The sequence below is a fragment of the Kribbella sp. NPDC056345 genome, from assembly GCF_042262745.1.
Classification (GTDB): Bacteria; Actinomycetota; Actinomycetes; order Propionibacteriales; family Kribbellaceae; genus Kribbella.
Genome location: NZ_JBHJQQ010000013.1, coordinates 90,856 through 106,530, shown reverse-complemented (window position 1 = coordinate 106,530; position 15,675 = coordinate 90,856). Strand labels below are relative to the sequence as shown.

General features: G+C 67.6%; 13 protein-coding genes. 10 read left to right on the top strand and 3 right to left on the bottom strand.

Translation table 11 applies throughout. From position 1 onward, the window contains the following. Positions 1-82 precede the first annotated feature (82 nt). From ACFCV3_RS34440 to egtD, 9 genes are all read left to right on the top strand, one after another. Complete coding sequence (locus ACFCV3_RS34440; protein ID WP_376037416.1) at positions 83-859, top strand: ABC transporter ATP-binding protein; 777 nt, start codon at positions 83-85, stop codon at positions 857-859. Then, positions 856-1,515: a (2Fe-2S)-binding protein gene (locus ACFCV3_RS34435; protein WP_376037413.1), complete on the top strand. Its 660-nt coding sequence runs from the start codon at positions 856-858 to the stop codon at positions 1,513-1,515. Before ACFCV3_RS34440 ends, ACFCV3_RS34435 begins: the two co-directional genes overlap by 4 nt. 64 nt (positions 1,516-1,579) lie before the next feature. Next, complete coding sequence (locus ACFCV3_RS34430) at positions 1,580-5,209, top strand: glycoside hydrolase domain-containing protein (RefSeq protein ID WP_376037411.1); 3,630 nt, start codon at positions 1,580-1,582, stop codon at positions 5,207-5,209. Between the two features lie 13 nt (positions 5,210-5,222). Then, complete coding sequence (locus tag ACFCV3_RS34425) at positions 5,223-5,876, top strand: TetR/AcrR family transcriptional regulator (protein WP_376037408.1); 654 nt, start codon at positions 5,223-5,225, stop codon at positions 5,874-5,876. A gap of 82 nt (positions 5,877-5,958) precedes the next feature. Then, complete coding sequence (locus ACFCV3_RS34420; protein WP_376037406.1) at positions 5,959-6,885, top strand: TIGR03619 family F420-dependent LLM class oxidoreductase; 927 nt, start codon at positions 5,959-5,961, stop codon at positions 6,883-6,885. 152 nt (positions 6,886-7,037) lie between these two features. Further along, entirely contained in the window at positions 7,038-8,264 is a 1,227-nt protein-coding gene (locus ACFCV3_RS34415; RefSeq protein WP_376037404.1) for a glutamate-cysteine ligase family protein, read from the top strand. Beyond that, complete coding sequence (gene egtB, locus ACFCV3_RS34410) at positions 8,261-9,601, top strand: ergothioneine biosynthesis protein EgtB (RefSeq protein WP_376037403.1); 1,341 nt, start codon at positions 8,261-8,263, stop codon at positions 9,599-9,601. The genes ACFCV3_RS34415 and egtB overlap by 4 nt, the downstream gene beginning before the upstream one ends. Beyond that, the gene (egtC, locus tag ACFCV3_RS34405) at positions 9,601-10,347 is read left to right on the top strand and encodes an ergothioneine biosynthesis protein EgtC (RefSeq protein WP_376037400.1); all 747 of its coding nucleotides are present in this window, start codon (positions 9,601-9,603) and stop codon (positions 10,345-10,347) included. The genes egtB and egtC overlap by 1 nt, the downstream gene beginning before the upstream one ends. Next, positions 10,344-11,309: an L-histidine N(alpha)-methyltransferase gene (gene egtD / locus ACFCV3_RS34400; RefSeq protein ID WP_376037397.1), complete on the top strand. Its 966-nt coding sequence runs from the start codon at positions 10,344-10,346 to the stop codon at positions 11,307-11,309. Before egtC ends, egtD begins: the two co-directional genes overlap by 4 nt. Positions 11,310-11,372: 63 nt before the next feature. Here the strand turns inward: egtD and ACFCV3_RS34395 are convergent, their stop codons facing one another. Genes ACFCV3_RS34395 through ACFCV3_RS34385 form a run of 3 tightly spaced genes read right to left on the bottom strand, consistent with a single transcriptional unit; the run spans position 11,373 to position 14,479 of the window. Continuing rightward, on the bottom strand, positions 11,373-12,662 hold the full coding sequence (locus ACFCV3_RS34395) for an ABC transporter substrate-binding protein (RefSeq protein ID WP_376037394.1): 1,290 nt from the start codon (positions 12,660-12,662) through the stop codon (positions 11,373-11,375). A gap of 10 nt (positions 12,663-12,672) precedes the next feature. Next, positions 12,673-13,542: a carbohydrate ABC transporter permease gene (locus tag ACFCV3_RS34390; RefSeq protein WP_238176642.1), complete on the bottom strand. Its 870-nt coding sequence runs from the start codon at positions 13,540-13,542 to the stop codon at positions 12,673-12,675. After that, the gene (locus ACFCV3_RS34385; RefSeq protein ID WP_376037391.1) at positions 13,523-14,479 is read right to left on the bottom strand and encodes a carbohydrate ABC transporter permease; all 957 of its coding nucleotides are present in this window, start codon (positions 14,477-14,479) and stop codon (positions 13,523-13,525) included. Before ACFCV3_RS34385 ends, ACFCV3_RS34390 begins: the two co-directional genes overlap by 20 nt. Positions 14,480-14,605: 126 nt before the next feature. On the opposite strand from ACFCV3_RS34385, the gene ACFCV3_RS34380 reads away from it, so the two are divergent. Beyond that, positions 14,606-15,652, top strand: a complete 1,047-nt coding sequence (locus tag ACFCV3_RS34380) for a LacI family DNA-binding transcriptional regulator (protein ID WP_376037388.1) — start codon at positions 14,606-14,608, stop codon at positions 15,650-15,652. Positions 15,653-15,675 lie beyond the last annotated feature (23 nt).

Below are 15,675 nucleotides of genomic sequence, written 5' to 3'. Positions count from 1 at the left end.
CCGCATCGAGGGCTCCCTCCGCCTTGCGATGCACCCACCTGGACACCGGAGCCGACGCACTGAGACCGAACGGAGGCCACTAGTGCACGTCGAGAACCTCACCCTCGCGTACGGCGCAGATGCGCCAGTCGTGACTGGGTTGACGCTGGAGGTGCCGGCCGGGCGGTTGACGGCGATCGTCGGACCGAACGGGTCCGGCAAGTCCACACTGCTGCGCGGCATGAGCAGGTTGATGCCTCCACAGAGCGGGCAGGTCTTGCTGGACGGCGAGGACATCCACAAGCTGCCTGCTCGTGAGCTGGCACGGCGACTCGGCGTACTGCCGCAGGGACCGGTGACACCGGAAGGCATCACCGCCGCCGAGTTGGTGTCGCGTGGCCGGCATCCGCACCGCGGACTCTTCGGGCGGCTGACCTCTGAGGATGACTCAGCGATCGACGAGGCCTTGGCTGCCGTCGAGCTGACCGAGCTGCGGGACCGGCCGGTCGATCAGCTGTCCGGTGGACAGCGGCAGCGAGTCTGGATCGCCATGGTGCTGGCCCAGGGGACTGCACACCTGCTGCTGGACGAGCCCACGACGTACCTGGACCTGGCGCATGCAGTGGACGTGATGAACGTCATCCACGGTGCAGCACACACCTCCGGTCGCACCGTGGTGGTCGTGCTGCACGATCTGACGCTGGCCGCGCAGTACGCCGATCACTTGGTCGTGATGGGCGCCGGCGCGATTGCGGCTCAGGGACGACCGGCCGACGTACTGACCGCAGGGCTGCTGGATGAGGTGTTCGGCCTGCAGGCCACGGTGGTGGAGGTCGGCGGAGCCCCTGTGGTGGTTCCGGATCGTAGGCTGGCTGGGTGACCCACTCCGTTCGTTCCCTCGTGGACATCCTGGCCGACTCGGTCGACTGGCTGTCCGTGCGGACGGCGGACGCCGTACCGGGACCGGAGTGGGTGTCCTGCGCGCAGGTCGTTGCCGAGCAGCAGGCCGGTGGTGATCCGACGCTGGAGTGGCGTAGCCGGGTAGCGGCCGACTATGCGCGTGATTACGGCATCGATCCGCCGGTTCAGGTCGCAGCGATGTTCACGCTGATGTGGTACGTCCAGGTGCCCGCCCTGGTGGCCGGAGTGCTCGGTGCGGCGGTAGGTGTCACACCAGAGGTTTCCCCGGCGGCGCTGGCGTTTCGCGTGCATCCGACGGCGCACTACCCGGTTGAGGTCGCGCTCCTGTCCGACCGCGTCGTGCCGGTGCAGACTGCGGCAGAGCAGCTTCAGCAGCACGCCAAGGCGTTTCTGGACTCGTATCGGCCCGAGGTGAAGATCGGTTCGCTGCAACGGTTCGGAGCAGTCGACGACGAGGTGCGGTCCGCGCTGAGGTTACCGGGCAGTGCGCCGTACACCGATGAAGCGGCCGCGGCGTTCGGCGTCTCGCTGGAGCAGAAGCTGCGGACGTCCTGCTGCTACTTCTACGTGCTGCCGAAGGTGAACGCCTGCACCACCTGTCCCAGGTTCCGCTGAATGGTCTATACCACCTCCGTCTAAAGGATTGCCCGGTTCCGGATCGGCCCTGAGGCTGTTCCGCATGCAGTGGATACGTGCAGTGCTGACAGGCGCACTTCTGGTGACATCGACGGCCCTGGCGCCGATGGCACAGGCAAGGGAGGCGGCCGGTGCTCTTCCGGGTATGTGGACCGAGACGGCGTACAACTCGGTCTTCAAGGACAGTGGGCGCTCTCCGGAGGCCCGCGACGACATCCGTCTCGACACGGCGAAGAACGACTACGAGGGTGCGCAGATCGTGCTGCGTGGCTCGGCGGCGTTCACCGTCACCAGTGTTGCCTTCACACCGCTGACCGGTCCGTCGGACTCGATCCCCGCCGCGGAGATCAGCTACAACCCGGTCGGCTACCACTACCTGAACCACAACTCGGTCCTCGGCTGGGATGCGGACAGCTTCGTGCGGCCAACAGTCCGGAAGGGAGCCGGTGACTACCCGGACCGGTTGCTGAACGCACAGTCCTTCGACGTACCGGCCGGCCAGACGCAGTCGATCTGGGTCCGCGTGCACGTCCCTGCCACGGCTGCTGGTGGTGTCTACACCGGCCGGGCCACCGTGAAGACGACGAACGGCGATCTGTCGGTGCCGATCACCGTCAACGCCCGCAACGTGGTGATCCCGCCTGCCGACCAGAGCGAGTTCACCAACGTGATGTGGACGAACTTCCTCGGCCTGACGTCGTGGGACCCGGGCGACGGTGACACCGTCGAGCTGTTCTACGGGTACAAGCGCTACTCGGCGGACTGGTGGCAGCTGATCGACAACTGGGCTGAGTACATGAAGCGGTACCGGCAGAACAACCTGCAGCTGCCACTGCTCAGTCTGCTCCGTGACGGCGGCAGCACGGTCGATGCCAATGGCAAGTACACCTTCAACTGGAGCAGGTTCGACGAGGTCGCGCAGCGCTTCCTGGACAAGGATGTCGTGCACACGCTCGAGCTCTTCACCGGCGCCGGCCCGAAGAACAAGGAGCACAACCCGGAGTACCCGCGGTACATGACCGAGGTGATTCCGAAGAACCCGGCACAGGCGGTGCCCGACTACCCCTACTGGAACACGCCGGCGGCGGACAACTGGTACGCGCAGTTCTACCCGGCGGTGCGGCAGCACCTGATCGACAAGGGCTGGCAGGACAAGTCCTGGATCCACATCGGCGATGAGCCGGGCGCGGGGTCCGAAGGCTGGGACGGTATCCACGCGAAGCTGCGCCAGTACTGGCCGGAGGCGAAGGTCGGTGACGCGGTGGTCAACGACAAGGCGGAGCACATCGCGGATCTCACCGACATCGTGATCCCGAACCTGCACACGTACACGGATGCCACCAAGGCGGACGGCAGCAACGTGTTCGACGACGACCGGCGCGGTGGCAAGCCGCTGTGGTTCTACAACTGCAACATCCCGGCCGGCAACCACCTGAACAGGTTCATCGACCAGCCCCAGTGGAGTCAGCGGCAGACCATGTGGCTGGCCTACAACAAGGGCGCCACCGGCTACCTGCACTGGGCCTACGGCAACTGGCAGGCCCCGCTGGACAAGCAGGACGTCAAGGGCGACGCCCACATCGTGTGGTACGACAAGGCGAACCACACCATCGAGTCGTCGACGCGCTACGAGTCGCTGCGGGACGGCATGGAGGACTGGGAGGTCCTCAACAAGCTCGGCAAGACCAATCCGGGTCTGGCACACGACCTGGCCAACAGTGTGGTGCAGGCGAGCGACACGTACACGCCGGACGTCGACTACATGCAGCGGGTACGGCGGATCGCGCTCGACGCCGCAGCTGGGCTGCCGGTGCCGGCCAAGGACCTTGCGCGGAACCGGATGAGCAGTGCGTCGAGCGGTGACTCCAACAAGGCCGTCGACGGTGACAGTACGACGGGCTGGCAGCCGACCTCGGGCACCGGGACGAACTGGGTCCAGGTCGACCTCGGTCGGCAGGCGCAGGTCGACGGCGTCCGGCTGAAGTGGGGCACGACGCATGCGAGCAAGTACCGCGTGCTGACCTCGTTCGACGGGACCAAGTGGGCCGAGGCCGGCTCGCGGGCCGACAACCCGATCGACGACAAAGCCAAACCCGGTGGCGACGACTTCGTCGGTCTGAACGTGAAGGCGCGGTACCTGCGGGTCGAGACAACCGCCTCCAGCGCTGGGGCGACGCCGTACCAGCTGCTCGACCTCCAGGTGGCCGGCAACCTCCTGCTGCAACAGAACATCGCGGGCGGCAAGAGGTATGAGCGGACCGCGCCGTCGGGCCGGTTCACCGACGATGCCAAGACCGAGGCGACGGACGGGGTGCTCAGCGACAACTGGGGTGACTGGAAGAGCTTCGGCTACGAGCTTGTGAAGGACGGCGACACTGTGCGGCCGTCCGTCACCATCGACCTGGGGTACTCGCAGGCCGTCGGCACCGTCCGGTTCCATGCCTACCAGGAGTACCCGGACTACCGGCCGGACCAGATCACCGTCGAGACCAGCAACGACGGGGCGAACTTCGGGGAACGGGGCCGGCTGAGTTTCGTCAACGGCGCCTCGAGCATCTGGTACGACCTCGGCTTCGCGCCGGTGAACGCACGCTGGATCCGGGTGACGCTCGACAAGAAGCGGAACAACAAGTACCAGTCCGGTGTCTTCGTCGACGAGATCGAGGCGTACGGCGCCGGGCAGCCGGGTGACGTGATTCCGGGGTCGACGGCGTACCAGTGGAACGACCACCAGGTGATCTTCGCGCCGACAGCTACTGGGTCGATGGGGCGCTTCGACTGGAGTCCTGCGGCCGGTCTCAAGCGCGACGACCTCGGCGGCGGTCCGATCTCAGGGAAGACCAGCGGGTACGCCTGGAACAACCAGCAGCACGCGGTGGCCCGCGGTCTGAACGGGAAGCTGCAGCACTGGTGGTGGATCGAAGGGGAGACGACGCCGCACTACGCGGATTGGGGCGGTGACGCGGCCAGCGATCCCACAGCGGTCGTCTGGTCCGGGCAGCAGCACATCTTCGCGCGGTCGTCGTCGGCCGATCTGCAGCACTGGTGGTGGGACCCGGCTGATGGCCAGCTGCGTCTTGACCGGTGGGCCGGTGCGCCAGGGCCGATCGTCGGCACACCGTCGACGTACGTGTGGGGTAACCAGCTGCATGTGGTCGCACGGGGCGCGAACAACCACCTGTACCACTGGTGGTGGGTGAGCGGTGAGTTCGAGCCGCACTTCGCCGACTGGGGTGGTGAGGCGTACTCCGACCCGACGACGTTCGTCTGGAACGGACAGCAGCACGTGTACGCCCAGGCGGCCGACGGCCAGCTGTACCACTGGTTCTGGGACGCCGGTAGCGGTCTGAACCGGGTGAAGTGGGGCGGTGCGCCCGGCAAGTTCGTGGGAGCGCCGTCAGCGTTCAAGACGGGCACCCAGCAGCACGTCGTTGCCCGGGGCCCGAACAACACGCTCTACCACTGGTGGTGGGACCAGGGTCTGGGCATCGTGCAGTGGGAGGACCGCGGTGGCGAGGTGTACTCCGACCCGGTCGGCTTCGCTTACGGCAACCAGCACCAGTACTTCGCGCAGAGCAAGACGAACACCCTGGCGCACTGGTGGTGGGTCCCCGGTGACCCGAACAACGGATGGCACTACAACGACTGGGGCGGGAGCGTGAAGTACCCGTAGTAACCTGCGAGCCGTGTCCACTGACAACCGGCTGACAGCTCGCCAGGCGGCCGCCGAGCAGACGAAACAGAAGCTGCTCGCGGCCGCCGTGGCGGAGTTCTCACAGCGGCCGTACGACGAGGTCACGGTCGGCGGCATCGCCCGTGCGGCCGGCGTGGCTCACGGTCTGGTGTCACACCACTTCCAGGGCAAGCAGGGTGCCTACGTGGCCGCGGTCGACGCGGTCTACCGGCAGATGGAAGCTGCCGAGTCCTCAGAGCTGGTGGTGGATGCGGTGGGCGACCGGCTCCGGCAGCGCTTCCGCCGGTTCCTCGCCTTCGTCGCCGCCAACCCGGACACCGCCCTCAACCTCATCCTCGCCTCGGGCCGCGACGAAGCATTCGCTGCCCGCCGCGAGTACTCGATCTCCGTTGTGACCGGCTGGCTGGACCTGCCGACCGGCAACGCGGCTGTCACCGTCGCGCTGGCCGCCTTCGCGGACGCGGCTGAGGGACTGGCCGCTGAGTGGCTCCGGGGTGGCCGGGCAACGAGCCCACCGACCGACACCGCGCCGTTCTCCGTCGAGGCCATGACGGAGGCCTTCCTCGCGCTCCTGGCCGGCGCCCTCCGCAGTGCCCAGGCCCTGGACCCGTCGCTCGACGTGCGTCCGGCACTCGCTCTGCTCTGATGACCGGTCGCTTGGCTTTCCGGCGGACTCGCGTAAGCTTTTCGTTGATCGTCAATCAATGACTTGTGATCAATGAGGAGAGATGACCGTGAAGCTCGGCGTCACGCTGCCGCAGGACTGGAAGTTCGATCCGCAGACCGCCCTGACCCGGGCCGCGCGAGAGGCGGAGGAGGCCGGGTACGACAGCGTCTGGGTGTTCGAGCGGATCCTCTATCCGCAGGACCAGACCGGCGTCCACGGGTTCGGCGCGTACGGCGCTTGGCCGGACGGGTACCGCAAGGTGCTCGATCCGCTGGTCGCGATGAGCATGGCGGCCGCGGTGACCACGCGGGTCCGGCTCGGGTCGGCGGTTATCGTGCCGCCGCTGCACGTGCCCTACCGGCTCGCGAACTCACTGGCCGGGATCGCTGCTGCCAGCGGTGGGCGGGTGGTCGCGGGGTTCGGGACCGGCTGGTCGGTCGACGAGTTCGCCGTCGCGGCGCCGCGGCCGCTCGCGGAACGTGGTGCCGCGCTGGACGAGTTCCTCGACGTGGCCGACGCGGTGTGGGGCCCGGACCCGGTTTCCTTCGAGAACGAGCGCTACAAACTGTGGCCTGCCGAGACCGGTCCGAAGCCGGTTGGCAAGCTCCCCGTCTACCTCGGTGGCTGGGGTCCGCGGGCGCTCAGCCGGGTGGCTCGGCGGGCGGACGGCTGGTTGCCGGTGATGGTGCCGCCGGCACAGATCGGTACGACGCTGACCGAGCTGCGGAAGCAGGCCGAGGAGTACGGGCGGGATCCGGAGTCGGTGCGGGCGATTGCCGTTGTCGCGCTCGGTGGGGAATTCGTCCGGGTCGCGCCGGCCGAGCGCGCGCCGTACCAGGGCAGTGTCGAGCAGATCATGGGCGATCTCGCGGAGCTGGCCGAGGTGGGGGTCGACGAGGCGGTGCTGACACTGCCCACGGTGGCCCGTGACATCGAGGAGTACAGCGACCTGTTGAAGCGCTTCCACCAGGAATTTCTAGCCCTGTAAGGAAAATGCCAGACCGGGGCGGTGGGGTGGGTTTCGTAAAGTGTCGGTGGCGCCGTGCAGGATTCGGGGCATGACTTACGGACTGCAGGCGTCACCGACGAGTAATCCGGACTTGGTTGTCCGGGCCCCCGGCGAGAGCTACGGTCGCTGACGTGACCTCGTCCGGCGGTTCTCCGGCGACGACCCCGATCGGCTCCCGGGCCGAGGCTGAGGGATACGTCGCGATGGTCTGTTTCAAGCACGGCCCTCCGCAGCTGCACGGCGTCGAGCTGGAGTGGACCGTTCATCACGCGGAGGACCCGCGACGGCCGCTCGACGCCGGCCGGTTGAGCAAGGCACTGGGCGTGCACGCGCCCGCCACCCTGGTCCCCGGCAGCCCACAGCTGCCATTGGGCCGGGGTGCTCTGGTCACTGTGGAGCCGGGTGGCCAGGTGGAGATCTCCGGTCCCGCCTCTGCGTCGATCCAGCAGCTGGTCGACGACACCGCCGCCGACGCGGCCGAGCTGGCCGCGTTGTTGCAGTCCGAGAGCCTGGTCCTCGGCGAGCACGGCCTGGACGCGTTCCGCAGTCCGCGCCGCATTCTCACCGTCCCGCGCTACGCGGCGATGGAGCACGCCTTCGAGCGGGTCGGTCCGCACGGCCCGCGGATGATGTGCAGTACGGCGGGGTTGCAGGTCTGCCTCGACGCCGGTGAGGCGGACCAGACCGCACTGCGCTGGCGCGCGCTGCACGATCTCGGACCGACTCTGGTCGCACTGTTTGCCAACTCGCGGCACCGGGCCGGCTCCGACACAGGCTGGGCCTCCGCGCGCACCGAGGCCACGTTCGGTACCTGCGCGCCGTTCACCGAGCCACCGCCGCTGGACGGGGACCCGGCTGCGGCCTGGGCCCGGACGGCGATGGAGGCGCCGGTGCTGTGCCTGCGGCGTGGCGACAGCTGGATCGCACCGGACGGGCTGACCTTCGGCGACTGGGCCGATGGCCGGTTGCCCGGCGACAGACCGACGTACGACGACCTTGAGTATCACCTGTCCACGCTGTTCCCGCCGGTGCGGCCACGTGGCTACCTGGAGGTGCGCTACCTGGACACGCAGCCGGGAGACGGGTGGATCGCCCCGACCCTGCTGATCAGCGCCCTGATGTCCGACCCGGCCCGCATCGACCAGGTGCTGGCCGCGGCCGAGCCCGGCGCCGGCCGCTGGTTTCCAGCCGCCCGAGACGGACTCAACGACAAGCCGGTCGCGCAGGCAGCCGCCGAGGTCGTTGACCTGGGCATCGACCTGCTGGACCGCACCGGCGTCACTGCAGAGCTTCGTACTGCAGTCGCAACCCGGCTGCAGCGCATCGTCGATGACACCCACGGAAGGCGAGCATCATGAGTCAGCACCAACTCTCCGATCTGACCGAAGAGGGCCTGCGGGCGTATGTGGGGGAGCAGTTGGAGCGGTCGCGGCGGCGGACTGCTCAGCTGGCTGATGCGGTCGACACCGACGACCTGGTGAAGCAGCACTCGAAGCTGATGTCACCACTGATCTGGGACTACGCGCACATCGGCAACCAGGAAGAGCTGTGGCTGGTCCGGGACGTCGGCGGTCGCGAGCCGCTGCGACAGGACATCGACGAGCTGTACGACGCGTTCATGCATCCGCGCGCGGATCGGCCGACGCTGCCGTTGCTGGGGCCGGTGGAGACGCGCGCGTATGTCGAAGAGGTTCGGGACAAGGTGCTCGATGTGCTCGACCACGTGAAGTTCGACGGTGGGCGGGAGCTGGTCGACAACGGGTTCGCGTTCGGGATGATCGTGCAGCACGAGCAGCAGCACGACGAAACGATGCTGGCGACACACCAGTTGCGGCGCGGCGTACCGGTCCTTGATGCGCCACCGCCACCGCCCGGGCGACGCCTGGCCGCTCCGGAGGTGCTGGTGCCCGGCGGCGTCTTTGAAATGGGCACGTCGGTCGAGCCGTGGGCACTGGACAACGAGCGGCCGGCGCACGCGGTCCGGGTCGCGCCGTACGTGATCGACACCGTTCCGGTGAGCAATGGGGACTACCTGCGGTTCGTGACTGGTGGTGGGTATCGGGATCCGCAGTGGTGGTCCGAGGCAGGCTGGGCGCATGTCCAGAAGGCGTCGCTGGCCGGGCCGCGGTTCTGGGAGCTTGTGGACGGCGAGTGGTGGCAGCTGCGGTTCGGCAAGCGGGAGCAGTTGCCGATGGACGAGCCGGTGATGCATGTCTGCTTCTACGAGGCGGAGGCCTATGCGAAGTGGGCCGGCAAGCGGCTGCCGACCGAGGAGGAGTGGGAGTTCGCGGCGCGGTTCGACCCGGCGACCGGGCGGACGCGACGGTTCCCGTGGGGTGACGAGAGCCCGAGCCCGCAGCACGCGAACCTCGGCCAACGGCACCTCGGCCCGGCGCCCGTCGGTGCCTACCCAGCCGGTGCGTCGCCGCTGGGTGTCGAGCAGCTGATCGGTGATCTGTGGGAATGGACGTCGAGCGACTTCAGCCCGTACCCCGGTTTCCGCGCGTTCCCGTACGACGAGTACTCGCTGGTCTTCTTCGGGCCGGAGTACAAGATCCTCCGCGGCGGCTCCTTCGCCACCGACGAAGTGGTTGCCCGTAGCACCTTCCGGAACTGGGACTACCCGATCCGCCGGCAGATCTTCGCCGGTTTCCGTTGCGCTCGCGATCCGCGTCCTGAGGAGCTGCGCGCCTGATGTGCCGCCACCTCGCCTACCTCGGCCCACCCGTGACGCTGGCGTCGCTCGTGCTGGACCCGGAACACTCCCTGTACGAGCAGTCCTGGGCCCCCCACGACATGCGCGGCGGCGGCACAGTGAACGCCGACGGCTTCGGCCTCGGCTGGTACGCCGGTGGTCCGGTTGCTCACCGCTACCGGCGGAACGTGCCGATCTGGACGGACGACAACCTCCGCGACCTCGCCGACGGAATCACCTCCGGCGCGGTGATCGCCGCCGTACGGAACGGGACAGATCGGATGCCGCACGACGAGTCGGCGGTGGCGCCGTTCCGTGCCGGGAAGTGGTTGTTCAGCCACAACGGCCGCATTCCGGGGTGGCCGGAGTCGACGGTGAAGCTGGCTGAGCAGTTGCCGGTCGCGGACCTGCTGACAATCGGCGCACCGGTCGACTCCGCGTTGTTGTGGGCGCTGATCACGCATCGCCTTCACTCCGGGGTCGACGCCGGCGAGGCCGTGGCGTCCGTCGTACAGGAGGTGGAGCAGGCGGCACCGGGCTCGCGGCTGAACGTGCTGCTCACCGACGGCACACAACTCGTCGCCACCACGTGGACACATTCACTCTGGGTACGCCGGACGCCCGACTCGACCACCGTCAGTTCGGAACCGTTCGGGACCGGGCGCTGGGACGAGGTCCCCGACCGATCCTTGCTCGTGGCAACCGCTACCACCGTGAGCATCACCCCGATGGAAGGACCGCAGTGACCCAGATCGACGTACATCTCACGCCGGACTATGCCGCTCGAACCCTTCGCGAGGATGTCCGCGCCGGACTGACCGCCGACGCGAAATGGCTGCCGCCGAAATGGTTCTACGATGCCCGCGGCAGTGAACTGTTCGAAGAGATCACCCGTCTCCCGGAGTACTACCCGACCCGCGCCGAGCGCGAGATCCTGCAGACCCGCAGCCGCGAGATCGCCCAACTGACCAAGGCACATACCCTCGTCGAGCTCGGGTCCGGCTCGTCGGAGAAGACCCGCCTGCTGCTCGACGGACTCCGCGACCACGGCACACTCACCACGTTCGTCCCGCTGGACGTCTCCGAGTCGGCGCTCCGTGAGGCGGCGGACGCGATCAACGCCGACTACCCGACGATCGACGTACACGGCGTGGTCGGTGACTTCACCGCCCACCTCGACAAGCTACCCGGCGACTCGCCCCGACTGGTCGCCTTCCTCGGCGGCACGATCGGCAACCTGTTACCAGCCGAGCGCGCCACCTTCTACCGCTCGATCCGCGACGTCCTCGAGCCAGGCGAGTGGCTCCTCCTCGGCACCGACCTGGTCAAGGATCCAGCCACCCTGATCGCGGCGTACGACGACGCCCAGGGCGTGACCGCCGAGTTCAACCGCAACGTGCTCCGCGTGATCAACCGCCAACTCGGCGCAGACTTCGACGTAGACGCCTTCGAGCACGTAGCCCGCTGGGACCCCGACAACGAGTGGATCGAGATGCGCCTCCGAGCCACCAGCCCCCAACGCGTGCTCATCCCCGAAGTCCACCTGGAGATCGACTTCGCCGAAGGCGAGGAACTCCACACCGAGATCTCCGCCAAGTTCCGCCCCGACCGAGTAACCACCGAACTGGCCGAAGCCGGCTTCACCCCCACCGCCTGGTGGACCGACCCCCAAGCCCGCTTCGCCCTCTCCCTCTGGCAAGCCACCTGACCCCCACCCCGGACCAGGGGCTTGCGGGGGCCAACCGCAACGCCACCCCGACCGCCCCTGGGGTCAGCCGCCGGATTTTATGAGGGTGTTGATCTTTTCTATGTAGGACGGGAGGTTGGTGATGGGCTTTTTGCCGTTGAGGATGGGTTGGTACTCGGCGGTGGTGAGGTCGCCTACCTGCTGGGCCCATTGGGTGGTGAAGCGGACGCCGACTGTTTTCTCGGCGGCCAGGTCGGCCTTGACGGTGTCGACGACGGTGGTTTGCTGGGCTTTGGTGAGGGCGTCGAAGTAGCTGGCCTGGGCGGGGGTGTAGGCCGGGGGTGCGACGGGGGATTCCGGTAGGACGGCGTCCCATACCTTGGTGTTGATGTACTGCAGTACCTTGAAGGTTGCGTCCTGGTCCTTCGTGTACTGCGGGGTGCAGATGCCGACCGAGTCGTACAGGGTGGCGGGGGTGGTTACCTGGGGGAACGGGGCGAAGCCGTACTTGACCTTCGGTTTGTCGACCTGGAAGCCGGCTGCCAGCCACTGGCCGCCGAACATCATCGGTACCTTGCCGGCCGCGAACAGCGACTGGGCGTTCGAGGCGTCGTACCCGGGTGGGGCGACCGAGCCGTTCTTGACTGCGGCTGTCAGCTTCTGCACGCCTTCGGTGTACTTGGCGTCGGCCTCGGCCTTGGTCGGGTGGTTCACGTTGTCGGTGAACGGCGCGCCACCCGCGGAGACGGCGTACATGCTCATCGTGAAGGGACCGTCGGGCCCGGTCAGTTGGTCGGCGACCAGCCCGTACTTCGCTCCGTTCTTGCCGGTGAGCTTCGTGGCGGCGGCGTACATCTCGTCCCAGGTCCAGCCGTCCTTCGGGATCTGCAGGCCGGCCGCGGTGAATGCATCGGCGTTGTACCAGACGCCGTACGTGTTCATCAGCGACGGCAGTCCGCCCATCTGGCCGTCCGCGGTCTTCCAGTTCTCGATCGCGGAGCCGACGAACTTGTCCGGTCCGAAGTCGCCGGTGAGCTTGCTCGTCCAGTCGACCAGCAGCCCTTGCTGGGTGTACTGCTGCTCGGTGTCGTTACCGCACCAGAACAGGTCCGGCAGCTTCTTCGCCTGGGTCAGCGACGACAGTTTGTCGCCGTACTGACCGCTCGGGGTGTCGAGCAGTTCGACCTTGATGTTCGGATCCGCGAAGGAGGCCAGCGCCTTCTTGATCACGGCGTTGGTCTGGGTCGACTCCCACGTCATCACGGTCACGGTGACCGGCCCGTCGCTCGAACCGGAGTCCGAACCGCTGCAGGCCGACAGCGTCAGCAACCCGGCGCAGGCCAGCGCGGCCGCACCGATGAGCTTGGTGTTCACAGGTTGTCCCTCATTTCTGGGTGGTGCTGCCGAGCGAGCCGAGGCCCTGGATGAAGTAGCGCTGCGCGACGAAGAAGAGGATCAGCGGAGGCAGCATGTAGAGCAGGTTGGTGGCCATGTAGTAGCTCCAGTCCGGCGTCTTGCCGGCGAACGGCGAGATGAACGCGGCCATCCCGACCGACAGCGGCCACTTGCCGGACGAGTAGAGGTAGACCAGCGGGTTCAGGTAGTCGTTCCAGGAGGCCTGGAAGGCGAGGATCGCCATCGTGATCCAGGCCGGGCGGGTCAGCGGCAGCATCACCTGGGTGAAGATCCGCAGATGCCCGGCGCCGTCGATCTTGGCGGCCTCGTCGATCGAGTACGGGATGGCCAGGAAGTACTGCCGGGCCAGGAAGATGAACAGCGGGTTCCCGCCCAGGAAGGCCGGCACGATCAGCGGCAGCCAGGTGTCGTACCAGCCGATGCTCTTGTACAGCTGGAAGAGCGGGATCAGTCCGACCACGCCGGGCAGCAGCATGCTGCCGACGAACAAGTAGAACCAGACCTTGCGACCGGGGAAGCGCAACCGGGCCAGTGCATAGCCGGCCATCATCGCGGTCATCACTCCACCGAGCACGCTGAGCGCGGTGATGATGGTCGAGTTGAGGAGCAGTCGTGGGAAGTGGATCGCCTGTGGGCCGTCGATGAAGTTGCGCCAGGTCCATTCGCGCGGCAGCAACCGCGGTGGGATCTCGAAGACCGCCGAGCCGCTCTTCAGGCCGATGGTGATCATCCACAACAGCGGCACGATCATCACCGCCGCAACGAACAACGCGGTCACGTACCAGGCCGTCGTACCGATCAGGCGGCGCGGCCGGCGGTCAGTCGGGAGTGTTGTCACTGTAGGTCCAAAGGGAGGTGAACTTCGCGGCCAGGGCGATGACGGCGATGATGATCACGAACAGCACCCAGACCTGCGCCGAGGCATAGCCGAGCTGGGGGACCCGGCCGAGGTTGGGGAAGCCGTTGTTGTAGATCGACAGCATCAGCACGCTGGTGCTGAAGCCGGGGCCGCCGTTCGTCAGGATCTTGGGCTGGTTGAAGGTCTGCAGAGCAGCGGTGGTCTGCAGGATCACCTGCAGCAGGATGATCGGGCTGATCGTCGGCAGGGTGATCCGGACGAACGCCGACCACGGCCCGGCACCGTCGACCTTGGCTGCTTCGTACAGCTCGGTCGGGACGGCCTGCAGGGCGGCCAGGAAGATGATCATCGTGCCGCCGACGCCCCACAACATCATCAGCACCACCGACGGCATCGCCATCGTCGGGCTCTGCAACCACAGGCTGGTCGGCAGGCCGAGGCGATCGAGGACGGTGTTCAGCAGCCCGACCTGGGGGTTCAGGATGAACTTCCAGAGCGTGATGGTGGCGACCGCAGGTAGGACGACCGGCAGATACGCCAGCGTCCGGAGCAGGCTGACACCGCGGAACCGCTGGTTGCAGAACATCGCCAGTGCGAGCCCGAGGATGAGTGAGAGCGGCACGTACAGGACCACCAGGTACCCGGTTGCGCGCAGGGCCGGCCAGAAGGCCGGGTCGGTCGTGAAGAGGCGGCGGAAGTTGCCGAGTCCAACGAAGACCGGGTCGGTCAGGCCGTTGTACTTCGTCAGTGCCAGATAGAAGGAGCGGATCAGCGGGTAGCCGACGAAGACCGCGAACCCGATGATCGCCGGTGCGATGAACAGGTACGCCGCCATCGTGTCGGAACCGGCGCTGCGGCTGAGCCCGCCGCGGCTGCGGGTGTTGCCACGTTGGAACGGACGGCGCGACCGGGTCACCCGGCCGCCCCCGTCATCGGTGCTCTCGATTCATCCGATCTCCAGGGTCGAGCGTGCTGGACGGTAACGTTTCCAAGTTTTAGTGTGGAGTGGACGATGCCGTGCCGCCAAAAGGAAGTCAACCCCGTGCCCGAAACGTTTCCAAACACTCCCGAGGCCGCTCGGCCGACGATGATCGACGTGGCCCGGCGGGCGGGGGTCGGGCTCGGGACGGTGTCGCGGGTGGTGAACGGCGGGCACGGTGTCCGGGACGAGACCGCCCAGCGGGTCCGGACCGCGATCGACCAGCTCGGTTTCCAGCGCAACGAGGTCGCCCGCGCACTGCGGCCGGGGAAGAAGTCGTCCAGTCTGGCGCTGGTGCTCGGTGACCTGACCAACCCGTTCTACGCGACGATCGCCAAGGCCTCGCTCGAGGTGGCCGGGCAGTCCGGGTTCGCCGTCGTACTGGGCAGTGTCGACGAGGATCCGGAGGGGGAGAAGCGGGCGATCCGGGAGCTGGTCAGCCGCCAGGTCGCCGGGCTGATGATCGTGCCGGACCAGGGCGACCACGCGTTCCTGGCGGGCGCCGGTGTGCCGGTCGTGTTCGTCGACCGGCCCGCGACCGGGATCGAGGCCGACATCGTGATGGTCGACAACGAGGGTGGTGGGCGGCTCGCCACCGAGCACCTGTTGTCGCAGGGGCACGAGCGGATCGCGATCCTGCTGGCGCCGTCGTACTACACGACCGGCCGGCGGCTGCGCGGTTTCCGGCGGGCACACCGGACCGCCGGGCTGGAGGTGGACGAGTCGCTGGTCGTTCAGTTGCCCGAGGGCAATGCCGAGTCCGCGGAGAAGGCGACCCGCGAGCTGATGCTGCGGCCCGATCCGCCGACCGCGATCTTCGCGTCGACCAACTTCCTGACTGAAGGTGTCCTGCGGGCGCTCGGTGAGCTCGGTCGCGAGCCCGCGGTGGTCGGCTTCGACGACTTCCGCCTCGCCGACATGCTGCCGACACCGGTCACCGTGGTCGCCTCCGACATCGCCGAGCTCGGCCGCAGCGCGGCGCGGTTGCTGCTGGACCGGGCCGCGGGCACCGACCGTCGGCCGCCGCAACGCATCGTGCTGCCCTGCGCGTTGATCCAGCGCGGGTCGGGCGAGCGGCCGCCGTCTGCTGCGAAGAGAAAGGCGCGCTGAGCGGAGCGGACGCGGCTACCGTC

Bases quoted from the DNA above. Each gene is read 5' to 3' on its own strand.
- ACFCV3_RS34430 (WP_376037411.1), top strand. From the start codon at position 1,580: ATGCAGTGGATACGTGCAGTGCTGACAGGCGCACTTCTGGTGACATCG.
- ACFCV3_RS34420 (WP_376037406.1), top strand. From the start codon at position 5,959: ATGACCGTGAAGCTCGGCGTCACGCTGCCGCAGGACTGGAAGTTCGAT.
- egtB (WP_376037403.1), top strand. From the start codon at position 8,261: ATGAGTCAGCACCAACTCTCCGATCTGACCGAAGAGGGCCTGCGGGCG.
- egtC (WP_376037400.1), top strand. From the start codon at position 9,601: ATGTGCCGCCACCTCGCCTACCTCGGCCCACCCGTGACGCTGGCGTCG.